General features: G+C 64.9%; 14 protein-coding genes and 1 pseudogene. 6 read left to right on the forward strand and 9 right to left on the reverse strand.

Annotation, left to right across the window (positions count from 1 at the left end; all coding sequences use genetic code 11):
* Positions 1 to 527 precede the first annotated feature (527 nt).
* Positions 528 to 2,975: an adenylate/guanylate cyclase domain-containing protein gene (locus CV770_RS23130; RefSeq protein WP_091966490.1), complete on the reverse strand. Its 2,448-nt coding sequence runs from the start codon at positions 2,973 to 2,975 to the stop codon at positions 528 to 530.
* A gap of 251 nt (positions 2,976 to 3,226) precedes the next feature.
* A complete protein-coding gene (locus CV770_RS23135; protein WP_104463988.1) occupies positions 3,227 to 5,278 on the reverse strand; it encodes an AsmA family protein in 2,052 nt (683 codons plus the stop codon).
* A 241-nt stretch (positions 5,279 to 5,519) separates the two neighbouring features.
* Between CV770_RS23135 and CV770_RS23140 the strand changes: the two genes are divergently transcribed.
* On the forward strand, positions 5,520 to 6,194 hold the full coding sequence (locus tag CV770_RS23140; RefSeq protein ID WP_028143892.1) for a Crp/Fnr family transcriptional regulator: 675 nt from the start codon (positions 5,520 to 5,522) through the stop codon (positions 6,192 to 6,194).
* Between the two features lie 146 nt (positions 6,195 to 6,340).
* Here CV770_RS23140 and CV770_RS23145 read toward each other — a convergent pair whose 3' ends face one another.
* From CV770_RS23145 to CV770_RS23160, 4 genes are all read right to left on the reverse strand, one after another.
* Positions 6,341 to 9,475, reverse strand: a complete 3,135-nt coding sequence (locus CV770_RS23145; RefSeq protein ID WP_091966486.1) for an efflux RND transporter permease subunit — start codon at positions 9,473 to 9,475, stop codon at positions 6,341 to 6,343.
* Positions 9,475 to 10,404 (reverse strand): efflux RND transporter periplasmic adaptor subunit, encoded by a 930-nt coding sequence (locus tag CV770_RS23150; RefSeq protein WP_104463989.1) that lies wholly within the window; start codon positions 10,402 to 10,404, stop codon positions 9,475 to 9,477. Before CV770_RS23150 ends, CV770_RS23145 begins: the two co-directional genes overlap by 1 nt.
* A gap of 158 nt (positions 10,405 to 10,562) precedes the next feature.
* Positions 10,563 to 11,234 (reverse strand): OmpA family protein, encoded by a 672-nt coding sequence (locus CV770_RS23155; RefSeq protein ID WP_201759992.1) that lies wholly within the window; start codon positions 11,232 to 11,234, stop codon positions 10,563 to 10,565.
* Between the two features lie 159 nt (positions 11,235 to 11,393).
* Complete coding sequence (locus tag CV770_RS23160; RefSeq protein ID WP_104463991.1) at positions 11,394 to 12,938, reverse strand: caspase family protein; 1,545 nt, start codon at positions 12,936 to 12,938, stop codon at positions 11,394 to 11,396.
* Positions 12,939 to 13,316: 378 nt separating this feature from the next.
* Here CV770_RS23160 and CV770_RS23165 point away from each other — a divergent pair, with 378 nt between their 5' ends.
* A complete protein-coding gene (locus tag CV770_RS23165) occupies positions 13,317 to 14,123 on the forward strand; it encodes an N-acyl homoserine lactonase family protein (RefSeq protein ID WP_165637869.1) in 807 nt (268 codons plus the stop codon).
* A 119-nt stretch (positions 14,124 to 14,242) separates the two neighbouring features.
* Here the strand turns inward: CV770_RS23165 and CV770_RS43425 are convergent.
* The 3 genes and pseudogenes from CV770_RS43425 to CV770_RS23180 form a co-directional block, all read right to left on the reverse strand.
* Positions 14,243 to 14,326 (reverse strand): annotated as a pseudogene (locus tag CV770_RS43425) (MarR family winged helix-turn-helix transcriptional regulator); the annotation flags it as partial.
* Between the two features lie 83 nt (positions 14,327 to 14,409).
* Positions 14,410 to 15,129 (reverse strand): class I SAM-dependent methyltransferase, encoded by a 720-nt coding sequence (locus CV770_RS23175; protein ID WP_104463995.1) that lies wholly within the window; start codon positions 15,127 to 15,129, stop codon positions 14,410 to 14,412.
* Between the two features lie 90 nt (positions 15,130 to 15,219).
* Positions 15,220 to 15,762 carry a MarR family winged helix-turn-helix transcriptional regulator gene (locus CV770_RS23180; protein WP_091966478.1) on the reverse strand — a complete coding sequence of 181 codons (543 nt, stop codon included), beginning with the start codon at positions 15,760 to 15,762 and terminating at the stop codon, positions 15,220 to 15,222.
* A 110-nt stretch (positions 15,763 to 15,872) separates the two neighbouring features.
* Between CV770_RS23180 and CV770_RS23185 the strand changes: the two genes are divergently transcribed.
* From CV770_RS23185 to hmgA, 4 genes are read left to right on the forward strand one after another with little or no spacing between them, the layout of a single operon-like run.
* Entirely contained in the window at positions 15,873 to 17,504 is a 1,632-nt protein-coding gene (locus CV770_RS23185) for an FAD-dependent oxidoreductase (RefSeq protein ID WP_104463992.1), read from the forward strand.
* An 8-nt stretch (positions 17,505 to 17,512) separates the two neighbouring features.
* A complete protein-coding gene (locus CV770_RS23190) occupies positions 17,513 to 17,737 on the forward strand; it encodes a DUF2783 domain-containing protein (RefSeq protein ID WP_091966474.1) in 225 nt (74 codons plus the stop codon).
* Positions 17,738 to 17,762: 25 nt separating this feature from the next.
* Positions 17,763 to 18,719: an MBL fold metallo-hydrolase gene (locus tag CV770_RS23195; RefSeq protein WP_091966472.1), complete on the forward strand. Its 957-nt coding sequence runs from the start codon at positions 17,763 to 17,765 to the stop codon at positions 18,717 to 18,719.
* A gap of 2 nt (positions 18,720 to 18,721) precedes the next feature.
* Entirely contained in the window at positions 18,722 to 20,068 is a 1,347-nt protein-coding gene (gene hmgA / locus CV770_RS23200; RefSeq protein ID WP_201759993.1) for a homogentisate 1,2-dioxygenase, read from the forward strand.
* Positions 20,069 to 20,192 lie beyond the last annotated feature (124 nt).

A 20,192-nucleotide genomic window follows, 5' to 3' on the forward strand; every position in this document is an offset into this window, starting at 1 on the left:
ACGGATCGCGATCGTCAGGGTTCGTGGGGTGAGGGGCGGTGGACGCGGGCGGCGTTGGTGCCAGATGCGGTCGCAGGGCGGGTTGTCCCCGTGAGCGATCAGCGGGCGTCGTGTACGACGGTGCTGCCTGCGTACGGCAAAATCGTGTGGTCGTGACGCCCGAATATCCGGCGTCAAGTCTTGCAGCGGTGCGCTGGTCCGACCGGACCTACGCATCCCTCGAAAGCTGCAAGGCGACGGTGGCAAAGGGATCGTCTCACCGGCGAGAGCGCGACATAAGCCGTTTCAACCACTGCGCAGGGAAGGCCGGGCATTCGGCCGCACCTGTTTCTCCCCTGTGAGCGACTATCACGCACTCATGCACAGGGGTCTTGCGGGTGCCAGCCGGTGCCCGGTCTTCCCTGCGCCCTTCCACTTCGAAGGGTGCCGAGATCAAGCAAAACCCGGGCGCAATCCGTCGCGGGATCGCGAAACGCTGTCAGTGAACTATAAGAGCAATGCCTCACCACTTGGGACAGGCGAGGAAGCTACCCTCTTCGCCGCACCACTGAAGCATCCACCACGTTCTCGACTTCCTCGCGCCAGTTCAAAATCTCCATCGCGAGCACCGGGTGATTAAAACCCTTGAGCTGGAGATCGTCGAGGGCACGCGCTTCCACCCAGGGCTCGACGATGCCGTAGACGCGGCGGCTGACCACGATCTGGTTGGGCTTGGCCTCGCCGCACAGGCGCGAGGCGAGGTTGGTGACGCTGCCGATCGCGGCATATTCCAGCCGCTGCTCGAAGCCGACCTGGCCGAGCGTGGCATAGCCGACCGCGATGCCGATGCCGAAGCCGAGGCTGTGCCCGCGGTTGCGCCAGCGCTCGGTCAGCGGGCCGATGGTGTCGCGCATCTCCGCCGCCATCTTCACGGCGCGCTTGGTGTGGTCCTCGAACTGGATCGGCGCGTTGAACAGGATCATCACGCCGTCGCCGGCATATTTGTCGAGCGTGCCTTCATATTTGAAGATCAGCTTGCCGAGCGCGGCGTGATATTCGCGCAGCACGTTCATCGCCTCTTCCGGCTCGGTCGCTTCCGTGAACGCGGTGAAGCCGCGCAAATCGCAGAACACCACGGTCACCTCGCGGCGCTGGCTGGTGAGCAGCCCTTCCGGGCTGTCGGAGGAGGCGATCAGCTGCGCCACCTGCGGTGCCAGGAAACGCTCGAGCTTGCGGATGCGCTCGATCTCGCCGAGCTGGGTCTTGACGCGCTCCTCCAGCGACTTGTTCCAGTTCTTCAATTGCTCGGTCTGCTCGCGCAGCTTGTCGGCCTGGGCGCGCACGGTCTCGTTCGCCGTCTCCAGGGCGTGGCTCTTGTGGTCGACCTCGGTGAACAGCCGCGCATTGCGCATCGCCAGCACGGCCTGGTTGGCGAAGGTGCGCATCAGGCCGATGATGCTGGCGGCGAACTCGCCGCCCGGGCGGCGCAACACCACCAGCGAGCCGAGCGTGCCCTGCTGGTCGACCAGCGGCACCACCAGCACCGAATGGAAGCCGGCCGCGATGGCGACCTCCCGCAGCGGCTGCTCGGCGGCCGCGCCGAGTTCGGAAATCGCGATCGGCTCGCCGCTTTCGGCGGCATCGCTCAGGATGTTCTCGCCTTCGTCGATGGTGACATGGGCGCCGTCGGGGGATTTGTCGATGCCGTTGGCCTCGACCAGGTTGAAGCGGTGCGTCTCGGCATCGAAGCCGTAGATCAGCACCGCATCGGCATGGGTGATCTCGATCGCGCGCGCGGCGATCGTCGGCAGCACGGCGTTGAGATCGAGCGAGGAGGCGACGGCGCGACCGACCTCCTCCAGCACCTTCAGCTCGTTGATCGACTGCGCCAGATCGCGCGTGCGCTCCTCGACCTTGGTCTCCAGGTCCGAATAGGTCTCCTGGATCTGGCCGGCCATGCGGTTGAACTGACCGGCGAGATCCTCCAGCTCGTCCGAGGTGCGCACTTCGATGCGGTGATTGAAATCGCCCTCGCCGAGCCTGTAGGCGCCGTCGCGCAGCGCCGTGATCGGAATGATCATGCGGCGGGCGAGCAGCGTGCCGGCGAGGATCGCGACCATCAGGCCCATGCCGATCAAGAGCGCGATGCGCACCAGCTGGTCGCGGATCGGCGTCAGGGCCTGCGTGGTCGGCTGCTCGAACAACACGCTCCAGCCGAGCTTCGGCACCGTGCTCGCGGCGCTCATCACCGCATGGCCGTTGAAGTCGGTGCCCGAGCTGTCCGCCTCATGGCCAGGTGCGATCGCCGCCGCCACCTGCGGCAGCTTCGACAAATCCTTGCCGACATCCGGCCCTTTCGACGACGTCGCCAGCACGCGGCCGCGGGGGTCGACGACATAGGCAAAGGCGGCCTTGCCTACTTGCGCGTCGGACAGGAAGTCGGAGAGAAAGCTGAGATCGATCTCGGCCACGGTGACGCCGGCATTGAAGCCGGAATGCGCCACCGAGATCGACATGAACGGCGTCCGGTCGGCGAACCAGGCCGGCGCATAGCTGACACCGCGGGCAACGGTGTCGGTGAAGCGCATGTCGCGGGAGAGGTCGGCGTTGCTGCCGGTCGTGGTCGACTGGCGGGAGACGCGCAGCACCTCGCGGCCCTCGCCGTTGAGCTGGAACAGCTGGTTGACGACCGAGACCTGGTGCAGCAGCGACGCGTAGTCGGCACGACGCTTTTCGAGGGTGTCCTGGCTCGCCCGCGTCACCCAGCTGATCTGGCGATCGAGCTCCGAGATCGACTGCTCGATCCGCCGGGCGGCGGCTTGCGCCTTGTCCTCCAGCCCGTCGGTCAGCTGTGTCTTGGTGGCGCGGTAGGAGATCCAGGTCTCCATCGCGCCGTTGACGGCGAGGACGAACACGACGAGGCCGACGAGGGAGACGACGTATTTGGCGAACAGGCCCTCGCGCAGAAACCGTGTCTTGTCGTTCGCTCCTGCCATCCCGATCCTCTCGCGCCGCCATCGACGCCGGCGCTCACGGGCCGTGCAGGCCCTTCCCGGCCGTTCTATCACAATTTGGGCCAAACGACCGCCGCGCGGGCCGGGGACCGGCCGGCGTGGTTACTCCCTGTGGACGCCGGGGCCGGCGGAAGGCCGGTGAATTGCCGCAGCCTCATCCGTTCGGAGGAAGCCGGTGGCGGGGAAGCTGATGTAAGGGGATTGCCGTGGAGCCCAGCCCGCCAATCCGCCAATCACCGGTTAAAGAGTTGCCGCAGCACGTCGTTCATTGGCTGACTGTCCTGCTGCGCGACCGGCGGGTCCTCAAGGGCCGGAGCCGCGGGCGAGGCCTGCGGCGTCGGCGTGGACGGCGTTGCCGGCAGGCTCCGGCTGCGGCCACTGCCTGGCGCGGCGCCGGTGCTGCTTCCCGCGCCGCTGGACAGCCCCTGCTGAAGCAAATTGCCGATGGCTTCGCCCAGCGGACCGCCGAGCAGATTGTTCTGCCCCGGCTGCTGGGCTTGCGGATTGGCGTTGCCGCCGGGCGCAGTTGCGCCGCCGAGGCCGAGGCTGCCCAAAATGTTGCCGAGCCCGGCGCCGTCGGGGCCGAACAGGCCCTTGCCCATCTCGCGCAGCTTGGCATAGGCGGCATCCGGATTGTCCAGCATGCCGGCCATGTCAGGGTAGATCTTGGGCTGCGACCAGCTGCCCTGGATCATTACGGGAATGCCGAAGCCGACCGGCTCATTGGCGCGGCCCTGACCTTCGGTCGTCATCACCAGCTTCGGCTCGACGCGAAAGCCCATCATCTTGGTGTCGAGCGCGATGGTGCCCGCGCCGGTGACGCGCACCAGCGGTCCGATCAGGTTGAGATCGGTCGTCACTGCCTGGCCCTTGTCGATACGGAACGAGGCCGAAAGCTGCGACAAATCCGTGCTTTGCTCCTGGCCGGCATTCTGGTTGTCCTGCCAGCCGGACAGCGTGCCCGATGTCAGCGAGCGGATCATCTGTGCGACATTGATGCCGCGGATGGCGCCATCCTGGAAATTGACGAAGGCCGTGCCTTGCATGTTGGCCATCAGCGCGCGCTGGCTGGTGCCGGCGCTGCGCAGAGCGAGCTTGGCCTGCAGCTTGCCGTCGATGCGGTCGAATTCGGCAAGGCCCTGAAGCAGCGGCAGCGCACGCACGCCGACGAGATCGGAATGCATGGCAAAGCTCGGCGCGCCGGTGGTTGCATCGAGGATCACCTCGCCCGAGACCTGGCCGCCATAGGCGCCGAGATTGGCGGTGCCGGCCTTCAGCACGCCGCCGGCGAGCTTCGCATCGAGCGCCAGCGGCGCGATGCGGGCATCGCCGATGACGGCTTCGTTCGCGGAGATCCTCACTTGCGCATCGACGTAATTGAGCCCGGACACGTCGATCGGCGCATTGCTCCAGGGCTGTCCGGACGCGCCCTCCGGCGTTTTCGCCAGCGGTATAGCCAGCCGCTGGAAGTCGAGGTCGAGCTTGACCAGGGGCTTGCTCGCAATGTCGATCGAAGCCCAGCCGTTGAATGCGCCGTCGCCGAGCCGGCCATTCACGCCATTGATCATCACGACGTCGCCGTTCATTCGCATCTCGGCATGACCGTTGAGCTGAGACTTCAGCACGTCGGGCATGTCGATGGCGAAATCCACCGGGATCGTCGGCCGGTCGGCCGGCGGCGCAGGCGTAGTCGCCTTGATGTCGAACTTGGTCGGGTGGTCGCCGACGCGCGCGGTGCCGGTGATTTCGACCTTGCGGTCGCGGCCGATGGTCGCCTCCGCGTTGATGGCGCTGATGCGGCCCTCGACGCGATCGCGCACGCGCGCGAATGCGACCTCACCGTCGGTGACCTTGACGCGGTCGATGGATGCCCCGTCGACATCGAGCGCAGGCGGTTTCGACGAGCTCCCCGCATTCGGCAAGCGTTCACGCAGCAGCGGCTGGTAGAGCACCGGATGGGTGATGATCAGCTCGCGGATCTCAGGGCGGCCCGACCAAACGCTGGAGAGCGACATGTCGGCCTGCACGCGGTCGACCGTCAGCCGCGTGATGCCGCTGCGATCCCGGGGATCGGCAAGCGAGAGGTCGTTCAGGGTGACGTTCAGCGTCGGCCACAGGCTGATCTTGGTGGTGCCGTCGATCGAGAGACGATAGCCGGTCGCGCTCTCGACGCGCGAGGCGATCGTCGTCGTCAGGAAGCCCGAGGGGATTCCGACCACCAGCAGGAGTGCGATCACGATGATGACGGCGGCCAATGCCGCGCCGGCGAATTTTACTGCTCTCATCTCGACTTTCCACTGACGGACAATCGGCGTCGAATCCCGCCGGCTATCCATCCTTCGCGAGTTTATCCCCGGACGGGAAGCGGCTCCAAGCGCGTAAAAATAGTCAGGGGGTGCTGCAAAGTTATGTGACTTATGACACACTTCCCCGACGCGGTTTTACGCGATCCTGATCGTGATGGTTTCAAGCGATTTGCCAAGCGTCTGACAAGCTGACTGACCAGGACTTCACAAGGACATTGAAATGAGCAAGCAGGCCGAATTTGCGGTCATTTTGAAGATGAACGCGATGTTCGCGGATCTCGGTGCAGACGAGCTCCAGCGGCTGTCCAATCTCTGTCACACCCAGCACCTGGGGAACGGCGAGGTGCTGTTCCAGAAGGGCGATGCCGGCAATGCGCTGTTCGGCGTGCGCCGCGGCCAGGTCCGCATCGAGACAGGTGCCTCCGACGGCAGCCGGCTGACGCTCAATTTCATGGGCCCGGGCGACCTGTTCGGCGAAGTCGCGGTGCTGGACGGCCAGAACCGGACCGCGGATGCTACCGCCGGCGAGGCCAGCGAATTGTTCGTGCTGCGGCGCGAAGATTTCCTCAGCTTCCTCGAACGCGAGCCGAAGGTCGCAATCAAGATCATCGCATTGCTGTGCCAGCGCATCCGCTGGCAGAGCGAGCGCATGGAGGAATCCATGCTGCAGCCGCTGCCGGTGCGCCTCGCACGGCGGCTCTGCGCGCTTGCCGCCGATTTCGGTTCCGAGGTGCACATCTCGCAGGAGCAGCTCGGCGTCTTCGTCGGAGCCGCCCGCGAGAGCGTCAACCGCCAGCTCCAGGCCTGGCGCAAGGAAGCGATCCTCGATCTGCAGCGCGGCCGGATCCTGCTGCGGAACATGACCAAGCTGACCGCGATCGCGCGGAACGAATAGGGCGAAGCCGAACGTAGCCTACGAATGCAGGGCTTGCCGGTGCAGACCGCAGGGCCGAGCGTGATCCGCGTGAAAGCTATTGGGGTAACAGAGCGCCTTGAAGGCGCCCTGCGTTGACGCGCCCCTCCAGCCGCTCGCCTGGAATTTTACTCCGCAGCACGGTGGGCAACGTCTTTTGATGCCGGCGCCGCGCCGTGATGATTGTCCGTCTCGGCGTCCTCGCTGTGCACGATCAGCCGCTTGGCGAAGCGCCAGATCAGGGCGCCGAGATCGTCCATCACCATGAACATCGCGGGCACGAACACCAGCGACAGGATGGTGGAGAAGATCAGGCCGCCGATCACCGCGAGCGCCATCGGCGAGCGGAACTCGCCGCCGGCGCCGACCGCGAGCGCGCTCGGCATCATGCCCGCGGCCATCGCGATCGTGGTCATCACGATTGGGCGGGCGCGCTTCATGCCGGCGTCGATCATGGCTTCCTCGCGCGGCTTGCCGTCGCGGATCGCCTCGATCGCGAACTCCACCAGCATGATCGCGTTCTTGGTGACGATGCCCATCAGCATCAGGATGCCGATCCACACCGGCGTGGTGAGCTGCTTGCCGGTGATGAGCAGGGCCGCGATGGCGCCGCCGATCGAGAGCGGCAGCGAGAACAGGATGGTGATTGGCTGCAGGAAGGTGCCGAACAGCAGCACCAGCACGGCGTAGACCATCATCAGGCCTGCCGTGATCGCGGTGGCGAAGCCGTCGGACAGTTCGTTCAGGCTTTCGGCGTCACCGGAGGGAGAGACCTTCACGCCCTTCGGCCGGCTCTTCATCACCGGCAGGTCGTAGATCTTCTTGGTGGCGTCGCCGAGTGCGGCAGAGCCGACGAGGTCGGCGGCGACGGTCGCCTGCCGCTCGCGATCATAGCGGTTGATGCTGGTCGGGCCCTGGTCGAGCTTGACGTCGGCGATGACCGAGAGCGGCACGCCGCCCTTCTCACCGTGCTCGCCGAGCGGCACGCGCAACTGTTCCAGCGTCTTCAGATTGCCGCGCGCGGCATCCTCGAGCTGCACGCGGATCGGCACCAGGCGGTCGCCGACGTCGAACTTGGCGAGCGCGGGTCCGACATCGCCGATGGTGGCGACGCGGATGGTCTGCGACAGGCTTTCGGTCGAGACGCCGAGCCGCGCGGCGAGATCGGCGCGCGGTTCGACGCGCAGCTCGGGCCGCTCCAGCGTGGTTTCCGAGATCACGTTGGAGATGGTGGGAATCCGCTTCATCTGCGTCGCGAGCTCGCTCGCGAAATTGTTCACGATGTTGGCGTCGACACCGGTCACGACCAGCGAGATAGCGCGGAGGCCGTTCTCGTCGAGGAACCAGAAACGGATGTCTGGAATGTTCTCCAGCTCCTGGCTGATCGAGAATTCCAGCTCGCGCTGGGTGATGTCGCGGGCATCCTTGGGCGTGTAATTGATGATCAGTGCGGCGCGCCGGACTTCCTGGGTGCCCGGCGGGACGCGCCCGCCGTCGACGAAGATGCTCTTCACCTCGGGCCGTTTGCGCAGGCGCGCGACGATGTCCTCGGTGACCTTTTCCGTATAGGCAAGCTGGGTGCCCGGCGGCAGCTCGAGGGCCAGCAGTGAGCGCGAACTGTCCTGCGCCGGCAGAAAACCCTGCGGCAACAGCGTGATGCTCCAGATCGAGGCGGCGAAGACGCCGAAGCCGACCAGCACCGTGATGAAATAGTGTTTTACCGACCAGGCCACGATCCTGTGATAGGACCGCAGCACGCGGCCGGGAGGCGGTTCTTCGTGAGTGCCAGGCTTGAGGAAGTAGGCGGCCAGCACCGGCGTGACGAAGCGCGCCGCCAGCAGCGAGAAGAACACCTGCACCGAGACGGTGATGCCGAACTGTTTGAAGAACTGTCCGGCGATGCCCGACATGAAGCTCGCAGGTGCGAAGATCGCGATGATGGTCAGCGAGATCGCGATCACCGCGAGGCCGATTTCGTCGGCAGCTTCCAGGGCGGCACGGTAGGGCGATTTGCCCATGTTCATGTGCCGGACGATGTTTTCGATCTCGACGATGGCGTCGTCGACCAGAATACCTGTCGATAGCGTGATGGCGAGGAAGCTGACGAGGTTCAGCGAGAAGCCGAGCATGTCCATCGCCCAGAACGCCGGGAAGATCGACAATGGCAGCGAGATCGCGGCGATGATGGTGGCGCGCAGGTCGCGCAGAAACAACAGCACGATGACGACGGCGAGGATGGCGCCCTCGAACAGGGTGGAGATCGCCGCGTGGTAATTGCCGTTGGTGTATTCGACCGAGGTGTCGATCACCTTCAGGTCGACGTCGGGATAGGCGGCCTTGAGCGCGTCGACGCGCTTCTGCACAGCCTCGGCCACCTTGACGTCGCTGGCGCCTTTAGAACGCTTGATGCCGAGCGCGACGATCGGCTCGCCGTTGAAGCGGGCGAAGGTGCGGCGGTCGGCGATGGTGTCAGTGACGGTACCGAGATCGTCGAGCCGGACCTCGCCGCCGCCGAACAGCGGGATCATGGTGCCGGCGAGATCGCTCAGCGTCTTGGCGCCGGCGAGCGTACGGATGGCCTGGTCGTTCTTGCCGATCTCGGCGCGGCCGCCGGCGACGTCGACATTGGTGCCGCGCAGGCTCTGGCTGACATTGACCGCGGTCAGGCCCATTGCCTGCAAACGGTCCGGGTCGAGCGAAACCAGGATCTCGCGCTCGACACCGCCGATGCGCTCGACCTGGGCGACGCCGCGGACACCTTGCAGCGCGCGCTTGACCACGTCGTCGACGAAGTAAGAGAGTTGCTCGGGCGTCTTGCCGGGCGAGATCGCGGCATAGGTGACGATCGGCAGGCCGATCACGTCGACGCGCTGGATCAGCGGCTCGGTGACGTTCTGCGGCAGGTTCGAGCGCACACGCGTCACCGCGTCCTTGACGTCGTTGAGCGCGCGGTCGGTATTGGTCTCCAGCGCGAACTGGATGGTGGTGACCGACACACCGTCGGTGATCTGTGAGGTAATGTGCCGCACGCCCTCGACGCCGGAGACGGCGTCTTCGACCGTCTTGGTCACCTGCGATTCGAGCTCGGCGGGCGCCGCGCCGAACTGCGAGACCACGACCGAGATCACGGGAATGTCGGCCGAAGGCAGCCGCGTCACCGCGAGCTTGGTGAAAGACACCCAGCCGAGAATCAAGAGGATGATCGAGAAGACGACCGACGGCAGCGGATTCCGGATCGACCAAGCCGAGATATTGAGAGCCATCAGCGTACCCGCGTGCGATCGAGTTCATCGGCGAACATGGTCTTGATCTGGTCGCCGTCATGGAGCGAAGAGCCGGCGTCGGCCACGACGATTTCACCGACGTCGAGGCCTTCCAGAATTTCCGTCGCGTTGTCGGACGAGAGCCCGACCCGCACCTTGCGCGTCTCGATCGTGTTGCCCTTGACGACCTGAATGGTGAGATGGTCGATCGCGGTCTTGGGGATCGAGACGCCGCAGCTTCGCTTGGCGTCGATCGAGGCACGGGCGAACACGCCGACCTTCAGCGACGGATTGTTGGTGACGCTGATGCGGACGCGGCCGAGCTGCGTGGCGCGGTCGATCTCGGGCGCAACCAGCCGGACCCGGCCGATCAAATCGGGTGCGTCGTCGCGGCTGATACGCACGGTGGCGCCCGAACTGAGCTTGGGCATGTGCACCGCCGGGACCTGAGCATCGAGCTCGATCTCGTTGTTGACGGCAATGCGGAACATCGGGCCGGCCTGCGGGGAAGCGGGCGCGCCGACGATGGTGCGGACTTCAGTGATGAGGCCCGGCGCAGGTGCCTTCAGGGAGATCGGGCCTTGCGGACCGGGTCTCTGCGGCTGCCCCGGGATCTGCGGCGGCGCGGTCAGGCGCGCTAGCTCCTGGTTGTCGGCAACGACGGTGCCCTCGGTGACGAAGAGATCGGTGACCCTGGATCCTTCCTGGTCGGCGATGACCACCGCCTCGCGACGCGGCACGAAGAAGCCGGTCACCCGCACGAGGTCGGAGAAGCAGGCATTGGTCGACTTCGTCACAATGACGAGCGCCTCGCTCTGCGTTTCCTTCGGTTCGGCGCGCTTGCGATGCTCGAACAGGTAATAGCCGACGCCGAGCGCGACGACGAACACCACCGTTCCGGCAGGCTTGAGATATTCGGAGAGGTTCATCGCCGGATCATCCTGGCCTGGCTCACGGCCATCCGCGCGAGGCCCATCGAGAACGTTTCCCTGAAACAAAGCGGCGTCCCGCAAGGCCGCGGGACGCGCTTTGGAGGCGAGACTTTACACCACATCACGACTTGTCACTTCAAAGGATTGCGTCGTGCTCACTTCGATGCGGTGGTCTTGTTTTCCATGTTAACGACCTGCACGCGGCGGTTGGCCTCCGCCATCGGCTGGCTCGGATTCTTCAGCTTGCTCTTGCCGTAGCCGACGGTGACGAGGTCGGTGGCGGAGATGCTGTACTTGTCGACGAGGTAGCGCTTGATCGCATCCGCGCGGCGTTCCGACAGGTCCTGGTTGTAGGTTTCGCCGCCGGCGGCATCGGTGTGACCGGCCACCACGAAGGTGGAGCCCTTCAGGTCGGGACTGGTCAGCGCGCGACCGAGCGCCTGCACTGATGGCATCGACTTGGCGCTGATATTGGCGGAGTTGTAGTCGAACGTGATTTCGAGATCGATGTTCGGCTTGTCCTTGGCGACCGATGCGATTTCCTCGCGCTCGGTCGAGGACAGCGAACGCGTCGAGCGGCCGCGCACCGACTGGATCAGCTTGCTCTCGGCGGCGTTCGGCGCGGGGTCGGCCTGCGGGGCGATCGAGAGGCCGCGGGTCAGGGGCTTCTTGGTCGGCGGCGCCAGCGCGCGGACGATGTCATCCTCTGTGACGTTCTTGCTGTTGCCGTCGTCGCCGGCGAAGGCGGGCGAGGCCGGCAGCGACAGCGCGGCGCCAAGAGCGATGATGGACAGGATCGCGGTAAGTCCCTTTGCAGCCGATTTCATAACCAGTCCCTCCTGCGCAGCCAGCTCGCGCGGTTCCAAAATTCTGCCAAATTCCTGCAATGAGCCCCCCCCGGGGAAGGCCGCCTGCGGCGTCCGTTCGTTAGTCTTCCCTGGGCCACCAGGGGTTCGAGGCGCCGCCTGCCTCAATTCAAAAAAATACTAGCGCACTCCGTAGCTTGCGAACTCCTGAACGATGTTCGGATCCATCGCTTTGGCATTGGCGATATCAAGCGCGCCTTCCTGGGCGGAGCCATTGCGCTGCTTGGCGAGGCCGCGTCCGTAGAGCGAGGAAGTCAGGCGCGGGTTGATCCTCAGGGCCGCATCGAAATCGGCGATGGCATTCTTGACCGCGCCCGATTTGAGGTTGACGAGCCCGCGGCTGTCCAGCGCGTCGACGAAGTTGGGCCGCAGCCGCAGCGCCTCGTTGCAATCCTTCAGCGCGCCCTGGAGGTCGCCGACCACGGTGCGGGTCCAGCAGCGGTTGTTCAGCGCCTCGACATCCTTGGTATTGATCCGGAGCGTGTCGTCGAAATCCTTGATGGCGAGGTTGTAGGCGCCCTTGCTGGCATAGACCTGGCCACGCCGGTACAGCGCGTTCACGTCATCAGGATTGGCGGCGATCTTGGAGGTCAGGCTCTTGATCGTGGGATCGTCGGCCAGCGCGGCAGCGCTCGGCCCGCTGTCCGTGCTCGGCGCCGGAGCGGGATCTGCCGGCTTTACCGGCGGTGGAGGCGGAGGCAGGGCGGCCTCGATCTGCGGCTTCGGCGTGGTGGCCGGCGCGGGCGCAGGCGCAGGTGGAGAAGCCGGCGCGGGTGCCGCTGCAGTGTCGGCCGGCTTCGGCGGCGGAGGCGGTGTCGGCGGCGCGGGCGGTGACGGCGGCGGGTTGTTGGCGACAACCGGCGGCGGCGCGGGAGGCGCGGGCGGCGTCGCCGGTGCCGGACGCGATCCGCCGGCTCCCGGGCTGAACGAGAAATCTTCGGCCAATGAAGAGGATATCCAAGGCACCTGCTCGCCGCGCGAAGCGCGGGTGACGCCCATCTTGGTCCGATTCAGCGTCTCCTCGGCCATCAGGTCGGGGACCCGGATTTCCTTCAGGAGCTCCTGGACGAACAGGCTGTGCTCGCCGCCGGCGTCGGAGACCACCGAGGCCAGCGCCGCCGAATACATCACCAGCGTTCCGTTCGGCGCGATGACCGGGGTCAGGCCGGCCGAGAAGCTGCGGAACCGGCGCTCAAACGGATTGCGCCTGGAGGCGTCGATCAGCGCGATCTTGACGCCGGCGCCGCGGGTGTTGAGCTCGCCGAGGACGGTCTCGAGGCTGAAACCGTCGCGGCGCACGTCGGATTCGGTCCAGATCTGCGCATCGATCGGCAGCATGTAGCTCTGGCGCGCCGACTGGATGCCGAAGCCGCTGTAGAATACCAGCGCCACCGATCCCGGCTTGATCTTGCCGTAGAGCTTGTCGAAGGCGCGGCGCATGCCGTCGCCGGTCAGATTCTCGCCGATCTCGACCGAAAAGCCGTCGCGCTTGAGCTCGTCGGCGACGTCACGGGCATCGTTGATCGGTTCCTTCAGCGGGGCATCCGCATCCGGATATTTCGCGTTGCCGATGACCAGCGCAAAGCGGTCACCGGCCGCAAGCGATGGTGCAGTCGGGACGAGCGAGACGAGCAAGGGCAGAAGAAAAAGGAAGCGAATTTTCATAATCAGCGCGGTCCAGCCAAAAAGGCGCCGTTCCCAGCTTGCGCCGCGGCGACCTTAACTTACGCTTCCTGCATTATCAAACCGGGGACGGGGGGCGTCAACCGCTTGGAGATTCGGCGTTATCGCGACGTTTGACCGCAACGCCAGGGTGCGCCGCAGGGGGAATAAACAGGCTGTCATGTTTGTGCTCGACGTGATCCGGCTCGATCTTACCGGCGGCACGTTAGGGCCTCCATGGCGACGAAAATGTGATTGGTCTCACATTGAAGGCCTGCCGCCCTGATGCGGCGCGGCGTTTGACCTTTGCAGCGGAGAATGGCTTGGTGCGCAGGATCGTGCCGAAGATCCACTCAGAAAAGCAAAGCAAAAGCAAAAACCATGGGAAACGCCTACGAGATCTACGCCCTGCGCTATGCGACGATGTCGCCGCGCACCCCCAGCATGAACTTCCTTCAGCCCGATCCGCATGACAGCGCGGCGCAGGACCTCGACTATTTCGTCTGGCTGATCCGCGGCGGCGGCCGCGACATCCTGGTCGACACCGGCTTCAATGCCGAGGAGGCGAGCGCGCGGGCGCGCAAGCTGACGCTCAATCCGGTCGATGCGCTGGAGCGTTTTGGCGTCGCGGCGTCAAGCATCCGCGACGTCATCGTGACGCATCTGCATTACGACCATGCCGGCAATCTCGATCGCTTCCAGAATGCGCGCTTCCATCTCCAGGAGCGCGAGATGGCCTACGCGACGGGACGCTGCATGTGCAACGGACTGCTGCGACATCCGTTCTCGGTCGAGCACGTCACGCAGATGGTGCGCCACGTCTATGGCGAACGCGTCACTTTCTATTCGGGTGACGGCGAGGTCGCGCCCGGCGTCACCGTGCATCGTGTCGGCGGCCATTCCGACGGCCTGCAGGTGGTCAGGGTCGAGACCGCGCGCGGGCCGGTGGTGCTGGCGTCCGATGCCGCGCATTACTACGCCAATCTGCAGCGCAAGAGCCCGTTCCCGATCGTCTACAATGTCGGCGACATGGCGGTGGGCTGGGAGACGATCGAGCGCCTCGCCGGCCATCCTGATCGATTCATTCCCGGCCACGATCCGATCGTGACGGAGATCTATCCGCGCGCCAGCGACAAGGTCGATGCCTGGGCGCTGCACCTGCCGCCGTCGCGGTCGTTTGCGAAGTGAGGGCGAAGCCGTCATTCCGGGATGCGCCGAAGGCGCAGGCCCGGAATCCATAACCACGATCGGGAGTATGGATTCCGGGCTCGCGCCCAAGAGGGCGCGCCCCGGAATGACAGCGTCGGCTAATACGCCTGCTTGGCGTCGGCCTCTTCGCTGGTCTGGATCAGGTCGAGACTCGCTTCGATCTTGCCGAGCCGGGTCGAGAGCGGCGGTTTGAGTCTCGATCGACAATTCCGGTCTGACCTTTTCCTTGGACGTGTGCGGTCTCCGAGACGGGCGGCAGATAGTTTCAACGAGCGCCGGCAGGATCCACACAAGCAACGATATCGCGGGGAGATTTTCGAGCCGCTAGCTCCGGCGGAGAGAATATCGCCAGGTATCCTCCGTCCCCTGCGAGCTTATATGTGACGACCTCGCGATAGCCGACGGCGGTTAACTCGCAGCGCAAGAGCGCAATTGGCGTGCCATGCTTCGACGTCGGAAGCTCAAGATCGACAATTCCGACCCGCGCACCTTGCTTAAAGGCGGGCGCGAGATTGTAGAGGAAGGCATACGGTTGGGCTATCTCGTGGTACATATGCACAAGGATTGCGGCGTCCAGCGAGGAAGCGGGCAGACGCGGGTCGTGTGGTTCGCCGAGTGCGAATTGCGCGTTCGTCAACTTCAGAAGTTTTGTTCGCCTGGCGAGTTCGACGAGGTAATCTCGCGTGACGTCCTGGGCAACGACAGAGCCGGCGGGTCCGACGAGGTGCGAGAGCCTGACCGTGTGGTAGCCACCGCCTGCTCCAATGTCACCGACTGTCATGCCTGGTTTCAGTTCAAGCATACGTGCGATTTGACCGGCCTCATCGAGGGCGTCGCGGCGCTCTTCGGCGGAGCGGCGCGGGCTGACGATTCGTGCGACAGGGCGCTGCGGTGAGGGAAACTCGTTTGCAGCGACTCCGGGGGGAGCCAGATAACCCATATCAACGGCGTATGCGCGAGTTGCAGCAAAGGCCACAAGTAGCATCGCTATATACGCCACTGCCGTCACGGGCCTACCAAGCTTTCTCAACCGGACTCCCAAAAGCCGACGTCTGCGCGTCCATGAGTACGCGTCCTAATACGCCTCTTTCGCGTCGGCCTCTTCGCTGGTTTGGATCAGATCGAGATTCGCTTCGATCTTGCCGAGCAGCACCGAGAGCTGCTTGCGCTCCTGCGCGGAGAGGCAGGCGAGGATTTCGTCTTCCCGCCGCAGCAGCTGCGGGAACAGCTCTTCGTAGAGCGCGCGGCCCTTCTTCGTCAGTTGCAGGCGGAATTCGCGGCGGTCGGCTTCGTTCTCCACCCGCTCGATCAGATCCTCGTTGAGCAGCGCAGTCACCGCGCGGCTGATGGTGGATTTGTGCGTGCGGGTGCATTGCGCGATGTACTGCGCGCTACAGGCATCGTTGCGGAACCCGAGCGTGGCGATCACGCGCCAGGCCGGAATGTCGAGACCATGCCGTTCCTGATATTCGACCGAAAGCGCGGAACTGACTTCCGCTGCGAGCCGGTTGAGGCGGAACGGCACGAACTTGAACAGGTCGAGCCGTGCCTTTGGCCGCACGGAGGCCTCTTCGGCTTCGCGTGCCTTCACTGCGATGTCGCTGGATGTCCTCGCCAAGGAGCGCGCTCCGAATTCCAGTTGACGGCCGGCCGGCTCCGGTCCAAAATAGTTGCACGTGAGACTATCTAGCAGATCAGTCCTCTCCTGACCAGAGCCGAGGTTCGAGTATGGCGCAGGCCAAGACTCTTCAGGTCAAGACGCATCAGGCCAAAGCCCAGTTCGGCTATCGCCGCCATGCCGATCAGGACCGCGCCGGCCAAAGCCCGGCCGAGCATCCCGTCGTGGTTGTCGGCGCCGGCCCGGTCGGGCTGTCGCTCGCGATCGACCTTGCCCAGCGCGGCCAGCGCGTCGTCCTTCTGGATGACACCGATCGCATCGGCGAGGGCTCGCGGGCGATCTGCTTCTCGAAGCGGTCGCTGGAATATTGGGACCGGCTCGGCGTCGGCGACCGCATGGTCGCCAAGGGCGTGGTGTGGAGCGTCGGCCGGATCTTCCACGGGGAGTCCCTGCTCTACCAGTTCAACCTCCTGCCCGAGGACGGCCACAAGCGGCCCGCCTTCATCAATCTCCAGCAATACTACGCCGAAGCCTATCTGGTCGATCGCATCAGCGACCTGCCCGAGATCGACTTGCGCTGGCGCAACAAGGTGACGGCGCTGGAGCAGCGCAATGACGGCGTGGCGTTGACGATCGAGACGCCGGAAGGCGCCTACCGGCTGCACGCGCAATATGTGATCGCCTGCGACGGCGCGCGCTCTTCGCTGCGGCAGATGGTCGGCGCCGAGTTCGCGGGACAGGTGTTCGAGGACCAGTTCCTGATCGCCGACGTCAAGATGACCGCGGAATTCCCGACCGAGCGCTGGTTCTGGTTCGATCCGCCGTTCCATGCCGGACGCTCGGCGCTGCTGCATCGGCAGCCCGACGACGTCTGGCGGATCGACCTCCAGCTCAACCGCTACGCCGATCCGGTGGTCGAGAAGAAGCCGGAGAACGTGCGGCCGCGCATCGCGCGCATGCTCGGCCACGACAACTTCGAGTTCGAGTGGATCTCGCTGTATAAATTCCAGTGCCGGCGGATGGATCGCTTCATCCATGGCCGCGTGATTTTTGCCGGTGATTCCGCTCATCAGGTTTCGCCGTTCGGTGCCCGCGGTGCCAATTCCGGGCTCGAGGACGCCGAAAACCTGTCCTGGAAGCTCGACCGCGTGCTGCGGGGCACCTCGCCCGCAAGCCTGCTCGAAAGCTATCACGCCGAGCGCAGCATGGCGGCCGACGAGAACATCCGCGAGTCGACACGCTCGACCGATTTCATGGCGCCGAACTCGCATCAGGAAGCGCGGCTGCGCAAGGCGGTGCTGTCGCTGGCCAAGGAGACCGAGTTCGGCAAGCGCATGGTCAATGGCGGGCGCCTGTCGGTGCCGTGCAGCTACGCCTCCCCGTTGTCGTCGCCGGATGCAGATGTCTGGGGCGGCGGACCGTCGCCCGGCTGCTCCATGCTCGACGCGCCAATTGCCGAGCAGGCCTATCTGACGGACGCCTTCCGCAAGGGTGGAACGGACTTCACCCTGCTCTCGTTCAACAATGGCGCGGCGATTGATGTGCCCGACGGGGTCAAGGATGTTCGCATCGGCGGCGAGGGCGGGCTTGCCGATCCCTCGGGCCTTGTCGCAAAGCGCTACGACGCCGCCCCGGGCGCTGCCTATCTGCTCAGGCCCGATGGCTATGTCGCCGCGCGCTTCCGCCATCCGACGCGCGCCGCGATCGCGGCGGCGTTGTCGCAGGCTCAAGGGTTGAATTGAGGTTTCGCATGCCGTTGTCTACCAGCTCCAATTTTGCGCGGCCGGACGATGCCTTCCGCGCCATCGTCGAAGCGCATCGCGGGCTCACGGAGGAGCAGAGCGCCGATTTCGACGCGGCGCTGGTGCTGATCCTGGCCAACCATATCGGCGACATCGATGTCCTGCGTGAGGCGGTCGAGCTTGCCAAGCGCCGCATGATCGACGGCCAGCAACAGCAACAGCAACAACAATAACCCAAAAGACTCAAAGGACGAATTGATGGCGAAGAACTTCGCATCCACCGGCGATCTCTCCGAGAAGAAGATCACCTTCTCCGAGATCGGCACCGATCTCTATGCTTTTACCGCCGAGGGCGATCCGAACACCGCGGTGATCGTCGGCGACGACGGCTGCTTGGTGTTCGACGCGCAGGCCACGCCGGCGATGGCGAACAAGGTGATCGAGCGCGTCCGCACTGTGACCGACAAGCCGATCAAATATGTGGTGCTGTCGCACTATCATGCCGTGCGCGTGCTAGGGGCCTCCGCCTACAAGGCGCAAGGCATCGTCGCCTCGCAGGAGACCTATCGGCTGATCGAGGAGCGCGGCAAGCAGGATTGGGATTCCGAATACGGCCGCTTCCCGCGGCTGTTCCAGGACGCGCAGAGCATTCCCGGCCTGACCTGGCCGACACTGACTTTCGAAGGCGAGATGTCGATCTATCTCGGCAAGCGCGAGGTGCGGCTGATGCAGCTCGGGGCCGGCCACACTTCCGGCGACATCGTCGCCTGGGTGCCCGATGCCGAAGTGATGTTCTCCGGCGACCTCATCGAATATCACTCGGCCTGCTATTGCGGCGACGCGCATTTGCGCGAATGGCCGCTGACGCTGAACGAGATCCGCAACTTCAATCCCAAGGCGATCGCGCCGGGCCGCGGCGACGCGCTCAACGGCACCGCCACGGTGCGCGAAGCCATTGCGATGACGCGCGATTTCGTCACCTCGCTCTATGGCGCAGCCGAAATCTCGGTGGCCAAGGGGCGTACGCTGAAGGAATCGATGGCGGCGACCCGCGAGGTAATGGACCCGAAATTCCACAGCTTCGCCATCTACGAGCACTGCCTGCCGTTCAACGTGTCGCGCGCCTTTGACGAGGCGTCGGGGATCGACGATCCCGTGATCTGGACCGACAAGCGCGACCAGGACATGTGGGCAGCCCTGCAAGGAGGAGGATAGCGATGAACATCAACACCTCGCCAGATCAGATCATCCGAAGCTCGGCGCAGGTGACGCCGGGCTATATGTCAGGCTTCGGCAACAGCTTTGAGACCGAGGCGCTGCCGGGCGCGTTGCCGATCGGGCGCAACTCGCCGCAGCGCTGCGCCTATGGGCTCTATGCCGAACAATTGTCCGGCTCGCCCTTCACCGCGCCGCGCGGCACCAATGAGCGCTCATGGCTCTATCGCATCCGCCCCTCGGTGAAGCATTCCGGCCGCTTCGAGAAAGTCGAGGCCGGCCTGTGGCGTTCGGCGCCGTGCCATGAATACGACCTGCCGATCGCGCAGATGCGTTGGGACCCGACGCCGCTCCCGAAGGACGATGTGACCTTCGTTCAGGGCGTGCAGACCATGACGACGGCGGGCGATGTGAACACGCAGGCCGGCATGGCCGCGCACGTCTATCTCATCACCAAGTCGATGGTGGGCCAGCATTTCTACAATGCCGACGGCGAGCTGATGTTCGTGCTTCAGCAGGGCAATCTTCGCCTCGTCACCGAGTTCGGCCGCATCGATGCCGAGCCCGGCGAGATCGTGGTGATCCCGCGCGGCGTCAAGTTCCGCGTCGAGATTCCGAACGGGCCGGCGCGCGGCTATCTCTGCGAGAATTATGGCGGCGCGTTCACGCTGCCGGAGCGCGGGCCAATCGGCGCCAACTGCCTGGCCAATGCCCGCGACTTCCTTACCCCCGTCGCGCATTACGAGGACAAGGACACGCCGACCGAGCTCTACGTGAAATGGGGCGGCTCGCTGTTCAAGACCATTTTGCCGCATTCGCCGATCGACGTCGTCGCCTGGCACGGCAATTACGCGCCCTACAAATACGATTTGCGCACCTTCTCGCCGGTCGGTGCGATCGGCTTCGATCATCCCGATCCCTCGATCTTCACGGTTCTCACCTCGCCGTCGGAGACGGCGGGCACCGCAAATATCGATTTCGTGATCTTCCCCGAGCGCTGGATGGTTGCCGACAACACCTTCCGGCCGCCCTGGTACCACATGAACATCATGAGCGAGTTCATGGGCCTGATCTACGGCGTCTACGATGCCAAGCCGCAAGGCTTCGTCCCCGGAGGCATCTCCTTGCACAATTGCATGCTGCCGCACGGCCCCGATCGTGATGCCTTCGAGCATGCCAGCAACGGCGAATTGAAGCCGGTGAAGCTGACGGGGACCATGGCCTTCATGTTCGAGACCCGCTACCCGCAGCGCGTCACCGCGCACGCCGCGAACGCGTCCACGCTGCAGGACGATTACGCGGATTGCTGGAAGGGGCTGGAGAAGCGGTTCGACCCGAACAAGCCGTAGTCTCTCTTACCCTCCCCTGGAGGGGGAGGGTCGTTACGCATGCAGCGAAGCGGAATGCGTAGCGGGGTGGGGTGACGGTCTCTCTGCGAGGAACGCTGCCCGTGTTGAGAGATCACCCCACCCC

It is taken from the genome of Bradyrhizobium sp. AC87j1, assembly GCF_002936975.1.
Classification (GTDB): Bacteria; Pseudomonadota; Alphaproteobacteria; order Rhizobiales; family Xanthobacteraceae; genus Bradyrhizobium; species Bradyrhizobium shewense.